Annotated in this window: 18 protein-coding genes; 9 read left to right on the top strand and 9 right to left on the bottom strand. The window is 64.6% G+C overall.

Translation table 11 applies throughout. From position 1 onward, the window contains the following. Window positions 1–43: 43 nt before the first annotated feature. Window positions 44–1768, bottom strand: a complete 1725-nt coding sequence (locus tag M2335_RS06870; protein ID WP_264594202.1) for a CocE/NonD family hydrolase — start codon at window positions 1766–1768, stop codon at window positions 44–46. A 111-nt stretch (window positions 1769–1879) separates the two neighbouring features. Here M2335_RS06870 and M2335_RS06865 point away from each other — a divergent pair, with 111 nt between their 5' ends. Beyond that, entirely contained in the window at window positions 1880–2545 is a 666-nt protein-coding gene (locus tag M2335_RS06865) for a GntR family transcriptional regulator (RefSeq protein WP_181560757.1), read from the top strand. Window positions 2546–2639: 94 nt separating this feature from the next. Here M2335_RS06865 and M2335_RS06860 read toward each other — a convergent pair whose 3' ends face one another. From M2335_RS06860 to glmU, 7 genes are all read right to left on the bottom strand, one after another. Continuing rightward, window positions 2640–3671, bottom strand: a complete 1032-nt coding sequence (locus M2335_RS06860) for a tetratricopeptide repeat protein (RefSeq protein ID WP_264594201.1) — start codon at window positions 3669–3671, stop codon at window positions 2640–2642. Next, window positions 3668–4561, bottom strand: coding sequence for a hypothetical protein (locus M2335_RS06855; RefSeq protein WP_264594200.1), 894 nt, complete (start codon window positions 4559–4561; stop codon window positions 3668–3670). The genes M2335_RS06860 and M2335_RS06855 overlap by 4 nt, the downstream gene beginning before the upstream one ends. Window positions 4562–4581: 20 nt before the next feature. Next, window positions 4582–4923: a hypothetical protein gene (locus M2335_RS06850; RefSeq protein WP_264594199.1), complete on the bottom strand. Its 342-nt coding sequence runs from the start codon at window positions 4921–4923 to the stop codon at window positions 4582–4584. A 470-nt stretch (window positions 4924–5393) separates the two neighbouring features. Continuing rightward, window positions 5394–7217, bottom strand: coding sequence for a glutamine--fructose-6-phosphate transaminase (isomerizing) (glmS, locus tag M2335_RS06845; protein WP_264570816.1), 1824 nt, complete (start codon window positions 7215–7217; stop codon window positions 5394–5396). 20 nt (window positions 7218–7237) lie between these two features. After that, a complete protein-coding gene (locus tag M2335_RS06840) occupies window positions 7238–7606 on the bottom strand; it encodes a type II toxin-antitoxin system VapC family toxin (protein ID WP_264594198.1) in 369 nt (122 codons plus the stop codon). Beyond that, entirely contained in the window at window positions 7603–7863 is a 261-nt protein-coding gene (locus M2335_RS06835) for a ribbon-helix-helix protein, CopG family (RefSeq protein ID WP_181560140.1), read from the bottom strand. Before M2335_RS06835 ends, M2335_RS06840 begins: the two co-directional genes overlap by 4 nt. Window positions 7864–8206: 343 nt before the next feature. Next, on the bottom strand, window positions 8207–9523 hold the full coding sequence (gene glmU / locus M2335_RS06830) for a bifunctional UDP-N-acetylglucosamine diphosphorylase/glucosamine-1-phosphate N-acetyltransferase GlmU (protein WP_264595375.1): 1317 nt from the start codon (window positions 9521–9523) through the stop codon (window positions 8207–8209). 167 nt (window positions 9524–9690) lie between these two features. Between glmU and M2335_RS06825 the strand changes: the two genes are divergently transcribed. The 8 genes from M2335_RS06825 to phoB all read left to right on the top strand — a co-directional run bounded on the left by M2335_RS06825 (window position 9691) and on the right by phoB (window position 17796). Beyond that, window positions 9691–10365: an HAD-IA family hydrolase gene (locus M2335_RS06825; RefSeq protein ID WP_264594197.1), complete on the top strand. Its 675-nt coding sequence runs from the start codon at window positions 9691–9693 to the stop codon at window positions 10363–10365. 72 nt (window positions 10366–10437) lie between these two features. Beyond that, window positions 10438–11727: a sensor histidine kinase gene (locus M2335_RS06820; RefSeq protein WP_264594196.1), complete on the top strand. Its 1290-nt coding sequence runs from the start codon at window positions 10438–10440 to the stop codon at window positions 11725–11727. A gap of 80 nt (window positions 11728–11807) precedes the next feature. Further along, complete coding sequence (locus M2335_RS06815; RefSeq protein ID WP_264594195.1) at window positions 11808–12842, top strand: substrate-binding domain-containing protein; 1035 nt, start codon at window positions 11808–11810, stop codon at window positions 12840–12842. Between the two features lie 77 nt (window positions 12843–12919). Further along, window positions 12920–14302, top strand: coding sequence for a phosphate ABC transporter permease subunit PstC (gene pstC, locus M2335_RS06810; protein ID WP_264594194.1), 1383 nt, complete (start codon window positions 12920–12922; stop codon window positions 14300–14302). Then, on the top strand, window positions 14299–15591 hold the full coding sequence (gene pstA / locus M2335_RS06805) for a phosphate ABC transporter permease PstA (RefSeq protein ID WP_264594193.1): 1293 nt from the start codon (window positions 14299–14301) through the stop codon (window positions 15589–15591). The genes pstC and pstA overlap by 4 nt, the downstream gene beginning before the upstream one ends. Beyond that, the gene (gene pstB, locus M2335_RS06800; RefSeq protein WP_264573226.1) at window positions 15585–16367 is read left to right on the top strand and encodes a phosphate ABC transporter ATP-binding protein PstB; all 783 of its coding nucleotides are present in this window, start codon (window positions 15585–15587) and stop codon (window positions 16365–16367) included. Before pstA ends, pstB begins: the two co-directional genes overlap by 7 nt. 31 nt (window positions 16368–16398) lie before the next feature. Next, entirely contained in the window at window positions 16399–17097 is a 699-nt protein-coding gene (gene phoU / locus M2335_RS06795) for a phosphate signaling complex protein PhoU (RefSeq protein ID WP_181560146.1), read from the top strand. 3 nt (window positions 17098–17100) lie between these two features. Next, a complete protein-coding gene (gene phoB / locus M2335_RS06790; protein ID WP_181560147.1) occupies window positions 17101–17796 on the top strand; it encodes a phosphate regulon transcriptional regulator PhoB in 696 nt (231 codons plus the stop codon). 36 nt (window positions 17797–17832) lie between these two features. On the opposite strand, the gene M2335_RS06785 is transcribed toward phoB, so the two are convergent. After that, entirely contained in the window at window positions 17833–19227 is a 1395-nt protein-coding gene (locus M2335_RS06785; protein ID WP_264594192.1) for an OprO/OprP family phosphate-selective porin, read from the bottom strand. Between the last annotated feature and the right edge of the window lie 45 nt (window positions 19228–19272).

The following is a 19272-nucleotide window of genomic DNA, read 5'->3' as shown; positions in this document are numbered from 1 at the left end:
ACCTCCCTCGCCGCCCCTGCGGCTTTTATGTTTAATCGACGTCTCAGTTCGCGACCGGCAATTTGACCCAGGAGCCGCCCGCGCTGCCCCGCTCGACCGTGAAAACCGGGGCGGGAGTCTGTTGTATTTCCTTGAGATTGCGCTGGCGGGGGTCCGCACCGGCGATGGTGACGCGCAAACGCGCGCCAGCCGGCACGATCCGCGACACCGGCGTCAGATCGATCGCCAGATTGGCCTGCTGGCCGATCGGGAGAGGTGCTACATCCGCCTTGCGCCCTGAGTGCCAGGGCAGACCCATGACGTCATAGGGTGCCTTGCCATTCTTGCGATGCGCTAGTGCCAGCCGGCCGAAGGCCACGACCTCCGCCTGTCCGTCGGCCGCCACTTGATCCAGATAGACGAAGACATCGGCATCGGGCTTGTCCGCCGAGACGCGCAGGTTCACGACCGGATAGCCGATCAGCTTGAGCGGCTTGTCCAGCGGGGCGCTGGTATAGCTCAGCCCCTTGTCGTCCATGGGCTTGGCCCAGAAGGCAAAATAGTCTGCGCCCGGCAAGTCGTAGCGCACCGTGAACTTGTCCGCGCCCGCGCGATCCGGCTTTGCACCGAGCGTTCCGTCATTCACCGATCGCGCGGTGCCACTGCGACCGCCGTTCAGGAACCACTGCATTGGCGTGACCTTGGCACCCGGCAACGCGTCGGAGCGGGCATAGCCACCTTTCCCGTCCAATCCCTCGACCCAATAAGTCGCACGCGGCTCTTTCTCGATGCCGTTGTCCGCGCCTTTGAGATAATGATCGAAATAGCGCACGACTTCGCCAGTGAAGTCGAATCCAGGCGGCGGCACGCAGTGGCTGCCAGGCCCCGCGAGAAACTTCGATCCCTTGAGGTTCGCCGCGCTTAAGATGGACTGGGCCGTTGGCTCGTCATGCCAGTTGCTCCAGAAATAAGTGGCGATGCCCGCCCGCTGGATCGCGTCGAGATAATTATAGACGCCGACTTCCTCCCAGAAGCGATTTCCAGTCAAGGAGGAAACGCTGTCGCGATAGGGCATTCCATACCAGAGCGCGGCCATCGGCGTGTTCTGGGCATGCTGGGCAACGGCTGATTTAAGCTGCTGCCCGTCCGCGTCGCCATCGACAGGGACGCTCGCCAGATCGTCGCTCAACGGCTCGTCCGGTCGAGTGTTGAACTGTGCGGTGATACCGCCGCGCCGTACGAAAGCATATTTGTCGAGGTCCGACGCGCCGATGAAAACCGCCTTGAGCGCCGGGGGCGCAGTGGTCGCGGTGTGAAATGTTGTGCCGCCCAGATAGGAGCATCCGATCATGCCGACTTTGCCGCTGGCAAAGGGCTGGCGCGCCAGCCACTCGACCAGATCATGGCCGTCTTTCGCCTCGGTGCGGTCCTGAAAACCCCGGCGCGCGCCAAAGGACGCGCCCTTGCCGCGAATATCGGCGACTGCGACCACGTAACCGGCCGAAATCAGCGAGCGGAGCGCCAGGCCGTCCTCCAGCGCGACTTCCCTGATCGCGCCGTCCTTATCCTTGAAACGAGCGCGATAGGGCGTGAACACGAAGATGACCGGAAGGCGCTTTTCTTCCACCTTGCCGTCACTAGCCGGTCGATAGATGTTGACGGCCAGCTTCGTCCCGTCCCGCACAGGCACGTAGAGCGAGCTACGCTGCACGTCTGCATAGTCTCTAGCCGGACCCGGCACGGCTGCCGTAACAGCAGCCAGCGCGCCGATCCATCCAACCGCCCGCATCCTTGCTCTCCTATTGTTGACAATTTCATCAGCGATCAACCCGCCGGATGCAATCAAAAAACAGATGACAATATTGTTGACAATATTGTCAGGAGATTAGACGCTGTTCACATGAACGAGCAGTTGGACAAGCGGGCACCCTCGGCCGTCGAGGTCGCCGACTGGGTGCGTGACCGCATTCGCACGGGCCGTTTTGTGCCCGGCCAGCGGTTGGTCGAAGTGGACATCATCCGACAAACGGGGGCCAGTCGGTCGAAGGTGCGCGAAGCGTTGCAGCGGCTGGAAGGCGAAGGCCTGGTGCTGATCGAAGAATTCCGCGGGGCATCCGTCCGAAGCACTAGCCTTGAGGAAGCTGCGCAAATTTATCGGGCGCGTCTCGCCCTAGAAGGTATCTGCGCCGCCGACTTCACACGAAACGCCTCGGAGGAACAGAAGCATCAGTTGTGCATCGTCCAGGAGCAACTCGACAAATGCGTGAACGATCGGGCGCCGGATAAGTTTGGGCGGCTGAATATCGAGTGGCATCGACTCATCGTGGAAGGCTCCGGCAACACGGTTATTGCCGAGTTGCTCAAACGCCTGAATGTTCCCATTCACCGGATGTTGTTCGAGAGTTTCTACGACGAGGAGCGCCTGCGTACCGCGAACGCGGACCACCAGAACATGCTGCGCCTCATTTTGGCCGGAGAGGCCGATGCGGCCGAAACGGCCATGCGCAGCCACATCGGTGACGGGTTCAAAACACTGTCAAAAATCGAGAGTGAATTTTATCGGTGAGGTTCGTGAGAGCGGTGCTCATCGATTGTCAGGAACGGTGGCCACTGACGGAATCGGCCTAACCCGCGATAAATCCGGGGCGCGAACCTCAGCGCTATTCCTCTCCGCCATCCTCGGCCGCGCTTGAAGCGCTCGCGGCAGCGCGTGCGTCGGCAAGCGCCTTCCGCGCCTTGCCGGCAAAGGAGGCCTTCGGGTCCAGCTTTAGGGATCGTTCCAGCAAGGCAATCGCTCGCGCATGATTGCGATCTCGACCTTGCTTGCTCTCCATATTGGCTTTCCCAAGCATGAAGCAGCTTTCCGCCTCCCCGAGCCCGCACGCCTTGTCGAACATGTCGAAAGCGCCGCTACGGTCTTTACGGACACCCTGCCCCCGGTGGATCATCATTGCGAGATTGCCGCAGGCGCTCGCGTCGCCAGCCTGACACGTCTTCTCGAACAATGCTTCGGCTCGCGCGTAGTCACGAGACACGCCCTGGCCGTCCCGATAGAGAACGCCGAGATTATAGCATGATTTGTCATCGCCCGCGTCGCAGCCCTGCCCGAAAAGGCGCGCGGCTTCTGCATGATTCCGGCGCAATCCCTTGCCCAGCGAATAGGCAGCGCCGAGGTTCATGCATCCGTCGGACGATCCCTTGTCGCAGGCTTCCCTGAAGAGAGCAGCGGCGCGGACGTCGTCCTTCGCAACGCCATCCCCGCGAATATAAGCGAGACCCAGATTCGAGCATCCGGTGGCATCGCCGCCCCGGCAGGCATAGCCGTAATAAGCAGCGGCTCGGTCCATCGACAAGGCGATGCCCTGCCCCTGCCCATAAGCGTAGCCGGCCATGGAGCAGCTTGCCATGTCACCAAGATTGCACGCCTTGCCGGCAAAATAGGTCGCCCGCACCAGATCGCGGCCGACACCCCGGCCTTCACGGTAACGCTCGCCCAGTTCGGCGCAACTGTCCGCATCCTCTCCGTCGCAGCGCGTGACAAGGTCCGGCACGGAGGTCGGCGCGTCCTCCTGCGACGGCTCCATTTCCGGTGGCGTTTGCGTCGCTGTCGCCGCCTCCTGCGCCTGCGCAGGAGGCACTGCGGAGGCGATTGCCAGCGCGAGGACGACCATGGGCCGCAAGGTCGGCGTCATCCGCCTTGTCCCTCGGCGCCCTCCCGGACGAGCTGTGCGCGAAAGCGCAGCGATCGCGGCGTAGCTTCAAGCACGTCGATCATGAAATCGCCGATGTGAACCGTCTTTTGCGTTTGCGGAACGCGCATGGGTTGGCCGGAACCGGCATGCGCGAGGTCGTCAATGCTGTAGCCGCGCTTCTCGAACACCAAATCGCCATTCTGCACGCCCAGATAGGCAATGTCGTAAATCTGCCCGACCACATCTGTGTCATAATCACTGGCGATGGGGATCTGCACACCCTTGGCATAATCCCGTGGTGGAACGACGGCATGTCCCGCCCGCGTGGTCTGCGGCGTGCCGAAGGTTTCAACGCCGGGCGCCTTCGAGCGAATGACCGGCACCTTGGGATCAAGGCGCATGCGTTCGTGGATTGCCGCCGGGCTTTCCGACGCCTGGGTGTCAGCGATCAGGGCCTCGGCAAAAGCGACTTCGTCGATCTGCAGGGGGAAGCCGTCACTCTGCGCGCGATCCGCGGCGCAGACGAACTGCAATTGCGCATCGCCGATCGTGTCGGGCAGGACGGCTTCGGTGGGAAAGCGCACCGCGGTCTCGTCGAGCCGTTGATCCTCAGCGTCATAGCGCATCGCCATATCCCAGCTTTCGGTGCGTTTCTTGCAGTCGGTCACCATATAGGCGCGGATGAGGGCCGCTGGATCATTGGGATCGCGGATCACCTGGCTGGCCTGATACCGGACGATATCGCCCTCACGCTTGATGGAGCCCACATCAACGAAAAGAACCCGGTCTGCACCCTGTGCCACGAACCACCATTGCGAAGAGCGCGCCTGTGCCGCCATCGGCGCCAGCGCGAGCAGGCCGCATAGCAACGTAGCAATTTTGCCGTTCAACAGCTGTCCTTTCCTCATGGTCATTTGCCGGGCGATTCCGCCTCTGGCGCGCCTAGCGGCTCAATGGATTTCCCATCCCTGGTACAGGTGAACCGCGACGCACGCAGTGGCGGTCGCACGCTCACCGCATTTGCCCGCCAGATTTGCCCTTGCCCCGGGCTGGACGTCATCGCACTGCGGTCGATACGCATGCCCGCCTCCGGCGCCAGCTCTTCTTCGAAAAACCGAACGCACTTCTGAACGGCGCTATCCGTGATCCCGGCAATCGCGACCTCATCTTCGCCGATACCGGCGGGCAGCATGCCGGCGACAGGATCTGCCCTCACCACATCTTGCGGTGGGGCCGCGGCAGCGACGAGCATTGTTATCATGAGCATAGGATGAGACCTCTACAAGCGGAAACAGGCTCTTGTGGCCACCTATGCGCAGGATATGAAACTGTTTTTCCCAATCGATCGTCCAGCCGTGCGACGCTGCCGTTGGCACGACGGTCGACGGAAACACGCACACCCTACTTCGGCCGCCAGTAAGATGCCGTGGTTGCGTGGGCACGCATGAGCAGCAGCCACCCTGCGCAACTAGCGGATCGGCGTTAAGACCGGAGGTCCGGTGCATGGCCGATCTGTACTATCATTCTTGCTCAGATGCTGACCACCCGGCCACTGGCATGCCCTTTCGCCAAGATGCACTATTGAAGGTACCGATGACTAAATACGTATTTTATTTAGGAATAATCTGACAATTTTAATTGTCGCAAATTCAAAATCGGCGAATTTTAATCGCCATCTGAGAAACTATATGCGCCGCAAGGGGCCACACACAGAGGTCGAACCTACTCCACCGTCACGCTCTTCGCCAAATTCCGGGGTTGATCGACATCCGTGCCCTTGAGCACCGCGACGTGGTAGGCGAGCAGTTGCACGGGCACGGCATAGACCATCGGCGCGATGAGGGGGTGGACCTTGGGGAGCGCGAGTGTGGCAAGGCAGCCTTCACCGGCGGCGGCGATGCCCTCCTCGTCCGAGATCAGCACGACCTTGCCGCCGCGGGCCTGCACTTCCTGCATGTTGGAGACGGTCTTCTCGAACAGCGGGCCTGAGGGCGCGATGACGATGACCGGCACTGCCTCGTCGATCAGCGCGATGGGGCCATGCTTCATTTCACCCGCCGCATAACCTTCGGCATGGATGTAGCTGATTTCCTTGAGCTTCAGCGCACCTTCGAGGGCGAGCGGATAATCGGTGCCGCGCCCCAGATAGAGCACGTCCCGCGCGGGCGCGATGTGCGGCGCGAGGGCCTGGATCGCCTCGTCCTGCATCAGCGCCTGATTGATCGCGGCGGGGGCCTCGGCGAGGTGGCCGACGATCCGCTGCTCTTCCGCGCGCGTCAGCCGCCCTTTCGCGCGGGCGAGATTGGCCGCGAGCGCCGCGAGCACGGCGAGCTGGCAAGTGAAGGCCTTGGTCGAGGCGACGCCGATCTCCGGCCCGGCATGGGTCGGCAGCAGCAAATCCGCCTCGCGCGCCATCGAGCTGGTCGGCACGTTGACGACGACGGCGATCTTCTGCCCTTCCGCCTTGGCATGGCGCAACGCCGCGAGCGTATCGGCCGTCTCGCCGGATTGGGAGATGAAGAGGGCAAGGCCGCCCGCCTCCATCACCGGCTCGCGATAGCGAAACTCCGATGCGAAATCGAGATCGACCGGCACGCGGGCGAACTGCTCGAACCAGTATTTGGCGACCATGCCGGCATAGAAACTGGTGCCGCACGCCACAATGGTGACCCGGCCGATGGCGGACAGGTCGAAGTCCGGGATGGGCAGCGAGAGCGTGTCGTCGATCCGCCTCAGATAGCTGCGCAGCGTCTGCGCCACCACCACGGGCTGCTCGTAAATCTCCTTGAGCATGAAGTGGCGGTGATTGCCCTTGTCGATCATCGCGCCGGACACGCCGGAAATGGTGACCGCTCGCTCGACCGGATTGTTGGCACGGTCGAACACCTGCGCGCCCTCGCGCGTCACCACAACCCAGTCACCCTCGTCCAGATAGGCGATGCGCTGGGTGAGCGGGGCCAGCGCCAGCGCGTCCGACCCTAGGTAGGTCTCTCCATCGCCATGGCCGACCACCAGCGGCGATCCGAGGCGCGCGCCGATCAACAGATCGGGATGGCGACGGAATAGGATGGCGAGCGCAAAGGCGCCATGCAGGCGGGGCAGCACCTGCTTCACGGCGTCCTGTGGCGAAGCGCCCTGCTCGACCAGCTCGCTCACCAGATGCGCGACCACCTCGGTATCGGTCTCGCTGGCGAACACCCGCCCGCGCCCGATCAGCTCATCACGCAGCGCCTTGAAATTTTCGATGATGCCATTGTGGACCACCGCGACTTCGTCCGTCGCATGGGGATGCGCGTTGCTCGTGGTCGGCGCGCCATGGGTGGCCCAGCGGGTGTGGGCGATGCCGGTCGCGCCCGCCAGCGGCTCGGCGGCCAGCACGCGGGCAAGATTGACGAGCTTGCCCTCGGCCCGCCGCCGCTCGATCCGGCCATCCACGATTGTAGCGACGCCGGCGGAATCATAGCCGCGATATTCGAGCCGCCGCAGCCCGTCGAGCAGTCGCTCCGCGACATCCTGCGTGCCGACGATGCCGATGATTCCGCACATGGGGTGAGCCTTCCTTGAATTCAGATCGTGTAGGGGATGCGGATGCCCGGCATATTGGCCGGGAAATCCCTGCTGTTGCGCGTCACCAATATGCGCCCGCTCAACTGGGCCGACGCCAGAATGATGGCATCAGGCAATTTCAGCGAGCGGCGCTGCTGCCGAAGCGATGCGGCCCGCCGCCCCACTTCCTCGCTCACTTCCGCGATCGCGAAAAGGTCCAGAAAGCGCTCGGTCTCGGAATGGAGCCCGTCCGGGGCGCTGGCCATGATCTCGATCCAGCTGATCCGGCTGATCCACGGCCGACGGGCGCGCTGCAGCTCCGCCCAGGCCTGCGGGCGTTCATGAAGCGCATCGATGAGAATATTGGTGTCGAAGTAGAACTCGCTCACGGCTGAGGTGCGCCCTCGGCGCTCTCCCAGTCCCGATCCCACTCGCCACGGGCGTGACGTTCATAGGCTAGCCCATCCACTGACGAGCCATGCTGCGCCCAGAGGCCGAAAAAACGCTCCACTCCCTGCATTGACTGGGCGGCACGATAGCTGCTGACGGCCTCGCGGAGGATGGCCGCGCGGGATGTCCCCTGCTGCGCGGCCTGCTCCTCAAGCCACTTCACATCGTCGTCGGAAAGGTCAGCCAGGAAGCGCATGATATATTGATATCATATCGTGATATCATGTCAATGCGCGCCTCGGCCACGCAAGAAAAGAGGGCGAACCACATAGCTGGCCGCCCTCTTTCCTATCCCAACTGCCCAAATGCACCGGGCGGCGCATTTCCCACGGACAGGTTCGGCTCGCACCGATAAGGATCGATGATCAGCGCTGCACTCCCCACAACCGGGCAAAGCCGATTGTGTCCCACGAAGGATCGCTGCTCATCTGCTGGGCTCGACCCTCTCAAAAATGCTGCCAGGGCGATTGGACATTTTCGACAATCCCGCAGAAATTTTCCTCGGTTCGTCGATAAAATGCCACCGGATGGCAAGTGCCTCAGCTGTCTTTCTTGTGCGCCGCACTTTTCTTTTTGCGCATCGCGTCATGGAAGCGATCGGCCCAGCCCGGCTTCACGAACTGTTCCGCGCGGACCAAGCGTAGCTCTCCGTCCCCGACATCGCGCGAGACGGCGCTGCCTGCCGCGACGATGGCATCCCGGCCGATCCGCACCGGCGCGATCAGCGCGCTGTTGGAGCCGATAAAGGCGCGGTCGCCGATCACTGTTTCGTGCTTGAAATAGCCGTCATAGTTGCAAGTGATCGTGCCGGCACCGATGTTCACCGCCTCGCCCACCTGCGCGTCGCCGACATAGGAGAGATGGTTCACCTTGCTCCCCGCGCCCAGCACGGCCTTCTTGATCTCGACGAAATTGCCGACCTTGGTCTTTTCGCCCAGCCGCGCGCCGGGCCGCAGACGCGCGAACGGCCCGACCGAGGCATCGCGGCCCACATGCGCGCCCTCCAAATGGCTGAAGGCATGGATCGTCGCGCCCTCCTCCACCACCACGCCGGGGGCGAAGATCACATTCGGCTCGACGGTCACGTCGCGGCCCAGAACCGTATCGTAGGCGAAAAACACCGTCTCCGGCGCAACCAGCGTCACACCGTCGCGCATCGCTTCCGCGCGCCGCGCCTGCTGCCAGCTCGCCTCGACCGCCGCCAGTTCGGCCCGGCTGTTCACGCCGGCGACCTCATCCGCGCTCGTCTCGATGACCGCGCTCGCCCGCCCGTCGACGGCGGCGAGCATCACGATATCCGGCAGATAATATTCGCCCGCCGCATTGTCATTGCTGACCCGGTCGAGCAGCGCGAACAGATCCTCGGCGCGCACGGCCATCAGGCCGGAATTGCACAGATCCTCGGCGCGCTCGGCCTCGGTCGCGTCCTTATACTCGACCATCTTGCCGATGCGGCCATCGGCGGTGGCGATGATGCGGCCATAGGCGGCGGGATCGCGCGGGCGGAAGCCGAGCACGACGCAGGCCGGCGCATCATCCTCATGCAGGCGCGCGATCATCGCCCGCATGGTCTCGGCGCGGACCAGCGGCACATCGCCGTAGAGAATGAGCACATCGCCCGCAAAGCCCTGTAACGCCGCCGCGCTCTGCGCCACGGCGTGGCCCGTGCCGAGCTGTTTGGTCTGCACCGCGATGTCGATCCCGCGACCGGCCACGGCGGCCTCCACCTGCTCACGCCCGGCGCCGACCACGACGATCTGCCGCGCCGGATCGAGCGCGCCGGCGCTTGCCAGCAGATGCAGCAGCATCGGGCGACCAGCGAGCGGATGCAGCACCTTGTGCCTGGCCGACTTCATGCGCGTCCCCTGGCCGGCAGCAAGAATGATAACGGCAAGCGGGCGGTTGATCGGATCGGGCACGGGCACTCTCTTGTTGGCGAGATCGAGGGGCGATCAGGACAGGGCAGGCAAGCCTTGCCATGTTTGACTTGATCGCGCCACTGCCCAGAAGGCATGGGGCAGCGATGACCAACTTTGCTTTCGACCTCGTCGGCTTCGATCTTGACGGCACGCTGCTGGATACCGGCGCGGACCTGACCGCCGCCGTCAATCATGCGCTCGCCACGCGCGGTTACGGCCCCTTTCCGGTCGAGACCATCCGCCCGTTCATCGGCAAGGGCGCGCGGCGCATGCTGGCGCGGGCACTACAGGAATCGGGTGAGCAGGACGAGGCGATGGTCGATGCGCTGCTGCCGATCCTGCTGGACCATTATGCCGCCAACATCGCGGTACATACCCAGCCCTATCCGGGCCTGATCGATGCCATGGACGCACTTTCCGCGCGCGGGGTGCGACTGGCCGTCTGCACCAACAAGCGCGAGGCGCTGGCGCGCAGCCTTCTCGATCAGCTCGGCCTTACGCCCCGTTTCGCGGCTATCGTCGGCGGCGACACGCTCGGCCCCAACCGGATGAAGCCGCTGCCCGATCTGCTGCTCGACATGGTCGAGAAGGCGGGCGGCGGGCGCACCATCTTCCTGGGCGATACCGACAATGACACGCTGGCCGCCCGTGCTGCTGCCATCCCCTCGATTGCGGTCAGCTTCGGCTTCGTGCCCTGCACGGCGGAAGAGATTGGCGCGGATGCCGGTATCGACCATTATGACGAGCTGATACCGCTGCTGGAGCGCTGGACGGTCTGAGCCCCTCCTCGCTTTCCGAGCGCCGCGATCTTTGGAATCGCGCTGGCAGTGCGAATCATCTACGGGGTGGCCATGGCCCGCGTCGATCGCTCGATCTGGATTTTGCTGCTGACGGGGGCGCTCGCGACCGTCATCGTCTACGCCCTGACCGGCAGCGCGGAAGCCACGTTGACCTCGGCGGTGGCCTGCCTGTTCGGCGTCGCGCTGCTCTTCGATGCGCTGGAGCGCCGCGCAACGCCGTCCCTGATCTCGGCACCTGCGCCTGACGCAAATGGCGCGAGCCTCAGCCAGATCGACACCCTGCTCCAGGCCCTGCCGCATCCGAGCCTGATCGTGGAGCGCGGGCGGATCGAGCGCTGCAATGACGCCGCGCTGGCGCTGCTCGGCCGCCACATCATCGGGCAGGACGTGCGGCTGGCGCTGCGCCACCCGGCCGCGATCGATCTGCTCACCGGCCCCAATCAGGCGCAGGCCCCCGCCCGCGTTGACATCATCGGCCTGGGCGCCGCCGGCCAAAGCTGGGCGCTCGACATTCAACCGATTGCCAATGGCCGCCTGCTCGCCTTGCTTTTCGACCAGAGCGACAAGCAGGCCGCCGAGCGGATGCGCGTGGATTTCGTCGCCAATGCCAGCCACGAGCTGCGCACGCCGCTGGCCGGCATCCTCGGCTTCATCGAAACCCTGCGCGACCCCGTCGCGGGCGCCGATGCGGCCACCCGCGAGCGCTTCCTCACCATCATGGATGGCGAGGCGCGGCGGATGCAGCGGCTGGTGGACGATCTCATGTCCCTCTCCCGCATCGAGGCGGACAAATATCGCTCGCCCGACCAGCCGGTGGCCTTCGCCCCGCTGGTGGAGGAAGTGGTGCAGGTCTTCCGCCAGGGGCAGAACAAGCGCGGGCAGGATATCGTGACGCAGGTCGATCCGGACTTGCCCCCGGTGCGCGGCGACCGTGCGCAGTTGAGCCAGCTGCTTCACAACCTCATCAGCAATGCGCTCAAATATGGCGCGGCCGGCACGGCGGTGACGGTTCGGGCCGAGCCGCATGAGCGCAACATGGTGCTCCTGGCGGTGAGCGATCAGGGCGAGGGCATACCGCCCGAACACCTCCCCCGCCTCACCGAGCGCTTCTACCGAATCGACTCAAGCCGCAGCCGCGCGATGGGCGGAACCGGCCTTGGTCTCGCCATCGTGAAGCACATCGTGCAGCGCCATGGCGGAATTCTTCAGTTCGACAGCAAGGTCGGGGTCGGCACCACCGTGCGGGTGGAACTGCCGGTCTTCCGCGCTCTTGCGGGCGAGGACGCCGCTGCCGGCACCGCGCGGGCGGCGTCTGCCGGGGTGACCGAGTCACAAAAGTGAAACAGAAACGTCACAGAGGCGCGAGGAACCCGGTTCTAAGGCGACGCCGGGCAACACAAGCGCCTCCCGGAGACCAGTCCATGCGTCACGCATTTTTCGCCGCGTCCCTGCTCATGCTCGCGGCCTGCCAGAACCAGCCCGGTGGCGGCGCGCGCGATCAGATCCGCGCTGTCGGCTCGTCCACAGTCTATCCCTTCGCGCAGGAGGCGGTGCGCCTCTTCCAGAATGACAATCCCGGCATGAAGGCGCCGATCATCGAATCCACCGGCACCGGTGCCGGCATCAGCCTGTTCTGCAAGGGCGTCGGCGCCCAGAACCCGGATATTGCCAACGCCTCTCGCCGGATGAAGAAATCCGAGTTCGAGGCGTGCAAGGCGAACGGCGTCAACGAGATCATCGAAATCCAGATCGGCCTCGATGGCCTGGCGCTGGCGGAATCCGTGAAGGGTCCCAAGATCGCGCTGACCACCAAGCAGGTCTATGAAGCGCTGGCCGCCAATCCCTATGGCAAGGGCCCGAACAAGGCCAAGACCTGGCAGGATATCGACCCCTCGCTGCCTGCCATTGCCATCTCCGTCTTCGGCCCGCCCTCGACCTCCGGCACGCGCGATTCGCTGGCTGAGCTGATCCTGACCCCGGGCTGCGACACCGACCCGGCCATGAAGGAACTCAAGGCCAAGGATGAAGACAAGCACAAGCAGCTCTGCACGCAGATCCGCGAGGACGGCGCCTATGTCGATGCCGGCGAGAATGACAATCTGATCGTGCAGAAGCTCAATGCCAATCCCGATGCGGTCGGCATCTTCGGCTTCTCCTTCCTCGAGGCCAATCGCGACACGGTGCGCGATATCGCCATCAATGGGCAGGAAGCGACTTATGAAACCGTCGCCAGCGGCACCTATCCCGGCGCGCGTCCGCTCTACATCTATGTGAAGAAGGCCCATCTCGCGGCCATTCCGGGCCTCAAAGCCTATATGGAAGCCTTCGCCAAGAACTGGGCACCCGATGGCGCGCTGGCCCGCCGTGGCATGGTCGCCGCGCCCGAGGATGTGCGCACGGCCAATGCCGAGCGCATCGCAAACCTCACCGTGCTGAACGGCGACGAACTGCACTGATCGGACAATCCAACCGGTGACGGCGCGCTGCCGCCACCGGTTCCTGCCAGGTTGAATGGCCAAGGGGGTATGAGCGAATGACCGGCGTAATGATCGTCCTGATCATAGGCGCGCTTGGGGTGATCGGCTGGATCATCGCCCGGGCACGCGCCACCCGGCTGCAGGCGGAAGTCGGTCGTCTCGCGACCAACAGCCGCCCCACCCAGCATGGCTGGTATGTGGCGCTGTGGACCATGCTGCCCGCCTTCGCCTTCCTCGCGGTCTGGGCGAATGTGATGCCGGCGCTGATCGCGGACTCGGTGCTGGCCACGCCCGCAGCGCAGACCCTGCCCACCGATGATTTTTCGCGCAACGCGATCCTTGCCGAAGCACAATCCATTGCCAGCGGGTCGCAGGCCGCAGCCTTCAATCCCCAGGCCACGGATCTGGTCGAGCCTTACCGCATCGCGACGATGCGCTATTCGACCATGGGCGCGATCCTCGCCGCGATCCTGGCCTTCGCCTGCGGCGCCTATGCCCTCTCGCGCGTGCGCCCCGCCTTCACCGCCCGCCACCGCGTCGAGAAGGTGGTGATGTGGTCGCTGCTCGGCGCCTCGTTGATCGCCATCGTCACCACCGCCGGCATCGTCGCCTCGCTGGTGTTTGAATCGATGCGCTTCTTCTCGATGGTCAACCCGCTCAACTTCCTGTTCGGCCTCAACTGGAGCCCGCAATCGGCCGCGATGGGCTATGGCAATGAGGACGCCTTCGGCGCTGTGCCGCTGTTCTGGGGCACGATCTTCATCGGCGCCATCATTGCCATGATCGTCGCCATTCCGCTCGGGCTGATGAGCGCCATCTACCTCACCCAATATGCCCGCCCGACGACCCGCAAGTGGATGAAGCCGATCCTTGAGGTGCTCGCAGGCGTGCCCACGGTGGTCTACGGCTATTTCGCCGCGCTGACCGTCGCGCCGGCACTGCGCAGCCTCGCGGTTTCGCTCGGCATTTCCAACGCCTCCTCCGAGAGCGCGTTGGCCGCGGGTCTCGTCATGGGCATCATGATCATCCCCTTCGTCTCCTCCATGGCGGACGACAGCATTGCCGCCGTGCCGCAATCGATGCGCGATGGCAGTCTGGCCATGGGCGCAACGACCAGCGAGACGATCCGCAAGGTGCTGATCCCCGCCGCGCTGCCCGGCGTCGTTGGCGGCGTGCTGCTCGCCGTGAGCCGCGCCATCGGCGAGACGATGATCGTGGTGATGGCGGCCGGCCTTGCCGCCAACCTCACCCTCAATCCTTTCTCCAGCGTGACGACCGTGACCACGCAGATGGTCCAGCTCCTGACCGGTGACCAGGAATTCGACAGTGCCAAGACGCTCGCCGCCTTCGCGCTCGGGCTGGTGCTGTTCGTGGTCACATTGCTGCTCAACATCGTCGCCCTGCGGGTCGTGAAGAAATATCGGGAGGCTTACGAATGAGCGGCGAGACTGTTCTCGACCGGGCTGCGGCCAGCGACCGCGCCGAACGGGCGCCGACCGACTGGCGCGGCGACGCGATGAAGCGCCGCATTGCGCGCCGCTACGCCGCTGAGCGCCGGTTCCGCCTGTGGGGCATGGCCGCCGTGCTGGTTTCGGCAGGCTTCCTCGCCTTCCTGCTCATCTCGATGATGGGCAATGGCCTGCGCGGCTTTACGCAGACGGAAGTCGCCGTGCCCATCGATTTCCCGCGCTCACCCGCGCTGATCGATCCGGCGGTGCTTGCGACCAATCCCGAGCAGGCACTGGCCAATGCCAATCTGCCGGCGGTGCTGGAGCAGGCCACGAGGGAGGCGTTCGGCCTCCCCGAAACCCAGATCCTCTCGCCCAACGCCGTGCTCACCCTGCGCAAGGCGATCATCAGCGATCCGACGATTCTCCAGCGCAAGGCCACGGTGAGCCTGCCCGCCTCGACCGGCCTGGACGTCGCGATGAAGAGCGACGGCACGCCTGCCGATGAGGCATTGGTCGCCAAGCTCGGCGATGCCGGCGCGCTCTCGACCGCCTTCAACATCGGCTTCCTCACCGGCAGCGATGGCACGGACCCGACCATGGTCGGCATCTGGGGCGCGCTCAAGGGCTCGCTGATCACGATGGTGATCACGCTCGCGCTGAGCTTCCCCATCGGCGTGTTCGCCGCGCTCTATCTGGAGGAATATGCGCCGCGCAATCGCTGGACCGACCTCATCGAGGTGTCGATCAACAATCTGGCGGCGGTGCCCTCGATCATCTTCGGCCTGCTCGGCCTCGCCATCTTCCTCAACGTCATGCACCTGCCCCGCTCTGCGCCTCTCGTCGGCGGCATGACGCTGGCGCTGATGACCATGCCGGTCATCGTCATCGCCGGGCGCAATGCGATCAAGGCTGTGCCACCCTCCATCCGCGATGCGGCGCTGGGCATCGGCGCATCGCCAGTGCAGGTGGTGTTCCACCATGTGCTGCCGCTGGCCCTGCCCGGCATTCTCACCGGCACCATCATCGGCATGGCCCGCGCCTTGGGCGAGACCGCGCCGCTGCTGATGATCGGCATGCGTGCCTTCGTCTCGCAGCCGCCGGGCGGCTTCATCGATCCCGCCACCGTGCTGCCAGTCCAGATCTTCCTGTGGTCGGACGAAGTGGGCCGTGGCTTTATTGAAAAGACCTCCGCCGCGATCATCGTGCTGCTGGCGTTCCTGCTCACGATGAACAGCATCGCGATCTTCCTGCGCAACAAATTCGAGAAGAAATGGTAATGGCCGATATTCAGACCAGCGCACCCAAGATGTCCGCTCGCGGCGTCAAGGTCTTCTATGGCGAGAAGCAGGCGATCGACAATGTCTCGATCGACGTGGACCTGGATCATGTGACCGCCTTCATCGGCCCCTCGGGTTGCGGTAAGTCCACCTTTCTGCGCACGCTCAACCGCATGAACGACACGGTGGCGAGCGCACGGGTAGAAGGCGAGATCACACTCGATGGCGAGGATATCTACGCCTCTGGCATGGACGTCGTGCAGCTGCGCGCGCGGGTGGGCATGGTGTTCCAGAAACCCAATCCCTTCCCCAAGTCGATCTATGAGAACATCGCCTATGGACCGCGCATCCACGGCCTTGCCGCCAGCAAGAGCGACCTCGATCAGGTCGTGGAGAAGTCGCTGCGCCGTGCGGGCCTTTGGGAGGAAGTGAAGGACCGCCTCAACGAGAGCGGCACCGCCCTTTCCGGCGGCCAGCAGCAGCGCCTGTGCATTGCGCGCGCGATTGCCGTAGACCCCGAAGTGATCCTGATGGACGAACCCTGCTCGGCGCTCGACCCGATCGCCACCGCCAAGATCGAGGAGCTGATCCTGGAGCTGCGCGGCAACTATGCCATCGTGATCGTGACCCACAATATGCAGCAGGCGGCGCGCGTCTCGCAGCGGACGGCCTTCTTCCACCTGGGCAAGCTTGTCGAACAGGGGCCGACGACCGAGATCTTCACCAACCCGCGAGAAGAGCGCACCAAGGATTACATCACCGGACGCTACGGCTGACATCGGCCGATTGGATGGACAGGAACGAGCTATGACGGAACACACGCTCAAGGCCTTCGACGACGACATCAACGCCCTGCGGGCGCTGATCGCCGAGATGGGCGGCCTCACCGAGGATGCCATCGACAATGCCATCAAGGCGCTGACGACGCGCGATGTGGCGCTCGCCAAGAGCGTCGTTGCCGGCGACGCGCGGATCGACGAGTTGGACGCGCATATCGAGCGGCTGGTGGTGCAGACCATCGCCCTGCGCGCGCCGATGGCGGACGACCTGCGCGAGATCATCGCGGTGCTCAAGATCGCCGGCATCGTCGAGCGCATGGCCGACTATGCCAAGAACATCGCCAAGCGCGTGGAGACGGTGACGGCCTCCAGCCGCATGGAACCGCTCTCGCTACTGCCCTCCATGGCGCAGATCGCCCGCGAGATGGTTAAGTCCGCGCTCGATGCCTTCGCCGCGCGCGATGCGCAGCAGGCGCTGGCCGTGATCGAGCGGGACCGGGCGGTGGACGATTTCTACAATTCCATCTTCCGCACCATGGTGACGTTCATGATGGAGAACCAGAAGATGATCTCCGAGAGCGCGCATGTGCTCTTCATCGCCAAGAATCTGGAGCGCATCGGCGACCATGCCACCAACATCGCCGAGATGGTCCATTATGTCGCGACCGGCGCCAAGCCGCCGGAGCGGGAGAAGGGAACGTCAGTCGACCTGCTGGCGGAGGACTGAGTGGTGGTCCGCGCGAAGATGTTGCTCGTCGAGGACGATGCGGCGCTGGCGGAACTGCTCATCTGGCACTTCCAGCGCGAAGACTTTGACGTCACGCAGACGCCCGACGGCGAGGAAGCGCTCATTCTGGCGCAGGAGAGCACGCCGGACATCGTGCTGCTCGACTGGATGGTGGAGAATCTCTCCGGCATCGAGGTCTGCCGGCGACTGCGGCGGATGCCGGAGACCGCCAATGTGCCGATCATCATGCTCACTGCGCGCGGGGAGGAGGAAGACCGCGTGCGGGGCCTCGAAACCGGCGCTGACGATTATGTCACCAAGCCGTTCAGCCCGCGGGAGTTGATCGCCCGCGTCAACGCTGTGCTGCGCCGCGTCCGCCCTGCCCTCGCCGGCGAGGTTCTGACCTTTGCCGATCTGGAAATGGATACGGTGGCCCACAAGGTGCGGCGCGCGGGGCAACTCGTGGCCCTCGGCCCCACCGAGTTCCGCCTGCTGCGCCATCTGCTCGAACATCCCGGCTGGGTGTTCTCCCGCGAGCGCCTGCTCGACAGCGTGTGGGGGCAGGACAGCGAGATCGAGCTGCGTACGGTCGATGTGCATATTCGCCGGCTGCGCAAGGCAGTGAATGCCGGCGGCCTGCCGGACATCATCCGCACCGTCCGCTCGGCCGGCTACTCGCTGGATGCCGACGCCGCCTGACCGCGCGCCTTTAGAAACGCGCGGTCGCGCCGCTCGTCAGAACTCGTACTGCGCGCGCAGACCGAAGACGTCACTACCATAATCGTCGCGCGATCCGGCGAGCACCGGCGTGTCACTGACCTCGACGCGCAGATAATTGGCCAGGAACTTCACCCGCTCGATGGGCACCCAGATGAGCGACACGCCATAGGTCTGCTCGCGGCCGCCATTAATCAGGCCATCGTCGAGATCCAGCCAGTCATAGCGCAGGTTGAGCTGCCAGGCGCCCGAGCCCCCCTTGTCCAGCCCGCGTGTGGGCTTGATCGAGCCGAAGGTGCCATTGCGATAGCCCCGGCTGGAGGCGCCAGCGAGAATGTAGCCGACTTCCCCATATCCGCCGAAGAAAGTCGGATCGGCAAGGCCCGGCCGGGCCACCTGCTGCCAGAAGCCTTCCGCCGCCACATGCCACCGCCCCCGCAAGGCCGCGAATTCCAGGCCATAGCCCGTCTCCGCGCTGGCGCTGAACAGACCGGTGTCGACAAAGCGGACATCGGTCGTCCGCGCGCCTGGCCGGGCGCGATATTGGAGGACGTCGGTCAGATCGTTCAGCTCCCGGTGATGCAGCGAGCCGCCGAGATGAAGCTGCGTGTCGCCAAGCTTGGGCATGAACACCAGCCGGCCATCCAGCGCATAGCTGTTGCTGGTGACGCCGGACGTGCCCAGCGCCGCGAGATCATCCGCAAAGGCGCCGGCGGAAAGCAGCACGTCGCCGATGCGGTAGGTGGCCGAAAGCCCCAGCCGCCGCTCCAGACCGAAGGCCTGCGTATAGGCCGCGCGCTCGAGGAAGCTGGTTTCCAGATCGCTGGTCAGATCTTCCAGCGTGGTGATGCGGTGATGCCCGACCGTCAGCGTAAGCGGCCCTCGCTCATAAGTGAGCCAGGCGTCGGTGAACTGCGCGCTGCCGGACGCGAAATCCAGCTCCAGCCGATAGCCAAAGCCACCACCCAGCGTGCCGTCCGCACCCAGATAGGCGCGGCGCACGTCGGCGGACCACCCCAAAGTGGGCGCATTGATGCCATCCGGGCGGGAGACGACGTTGGTATCGAGTTGCAGCCGACCACGTGGCTTGAAGGAAAGGCCCCCCTCGCCGGTGAATTGCGGCGCGCCACGCCAGCTCAGCTGCGCATCCGGCTTGGCGCTCGCTGCGGGCGCGGGAGTGGCAGTCTGCGCGGACGCAACCGCCGTCTGGGGGACCGCGGAAGGCGCCGAGGACGCCCCTTGCGTGCCCTCGACCTTGTCGAGGCGGGCCTCCATGCTCTCAAGCTGCGCTCTTAGCCGCGTAATTTCTGCCCGCAGCGCGGCGACGTCATCCGGGGCGGAGGCTTGCGAGGACGCCTGGGCCAGCACGGGCGCGGGTATCGTCAGCGCGCTCGCAGCGAGAAGCGCCGCCATCAGGGGAAATCGCAAAATCCATGCTCCGTTCAAATGTCGGACGCC

This window comes from Sphingobium sp. B12D2B, from assembly GCF_025961775.1.
Taxonomy (GTDB): Bacteria; Pseudomonadota; Alphaproteobacteria; order Sphingomonadales; family Sphingomonadaceae; genus Sphingobium.
The sequence above is the reverse complement of the archived record's forward strand: the minus strand, read 5'-3'. Positions and strand labels throughout refer to the sequence as shown.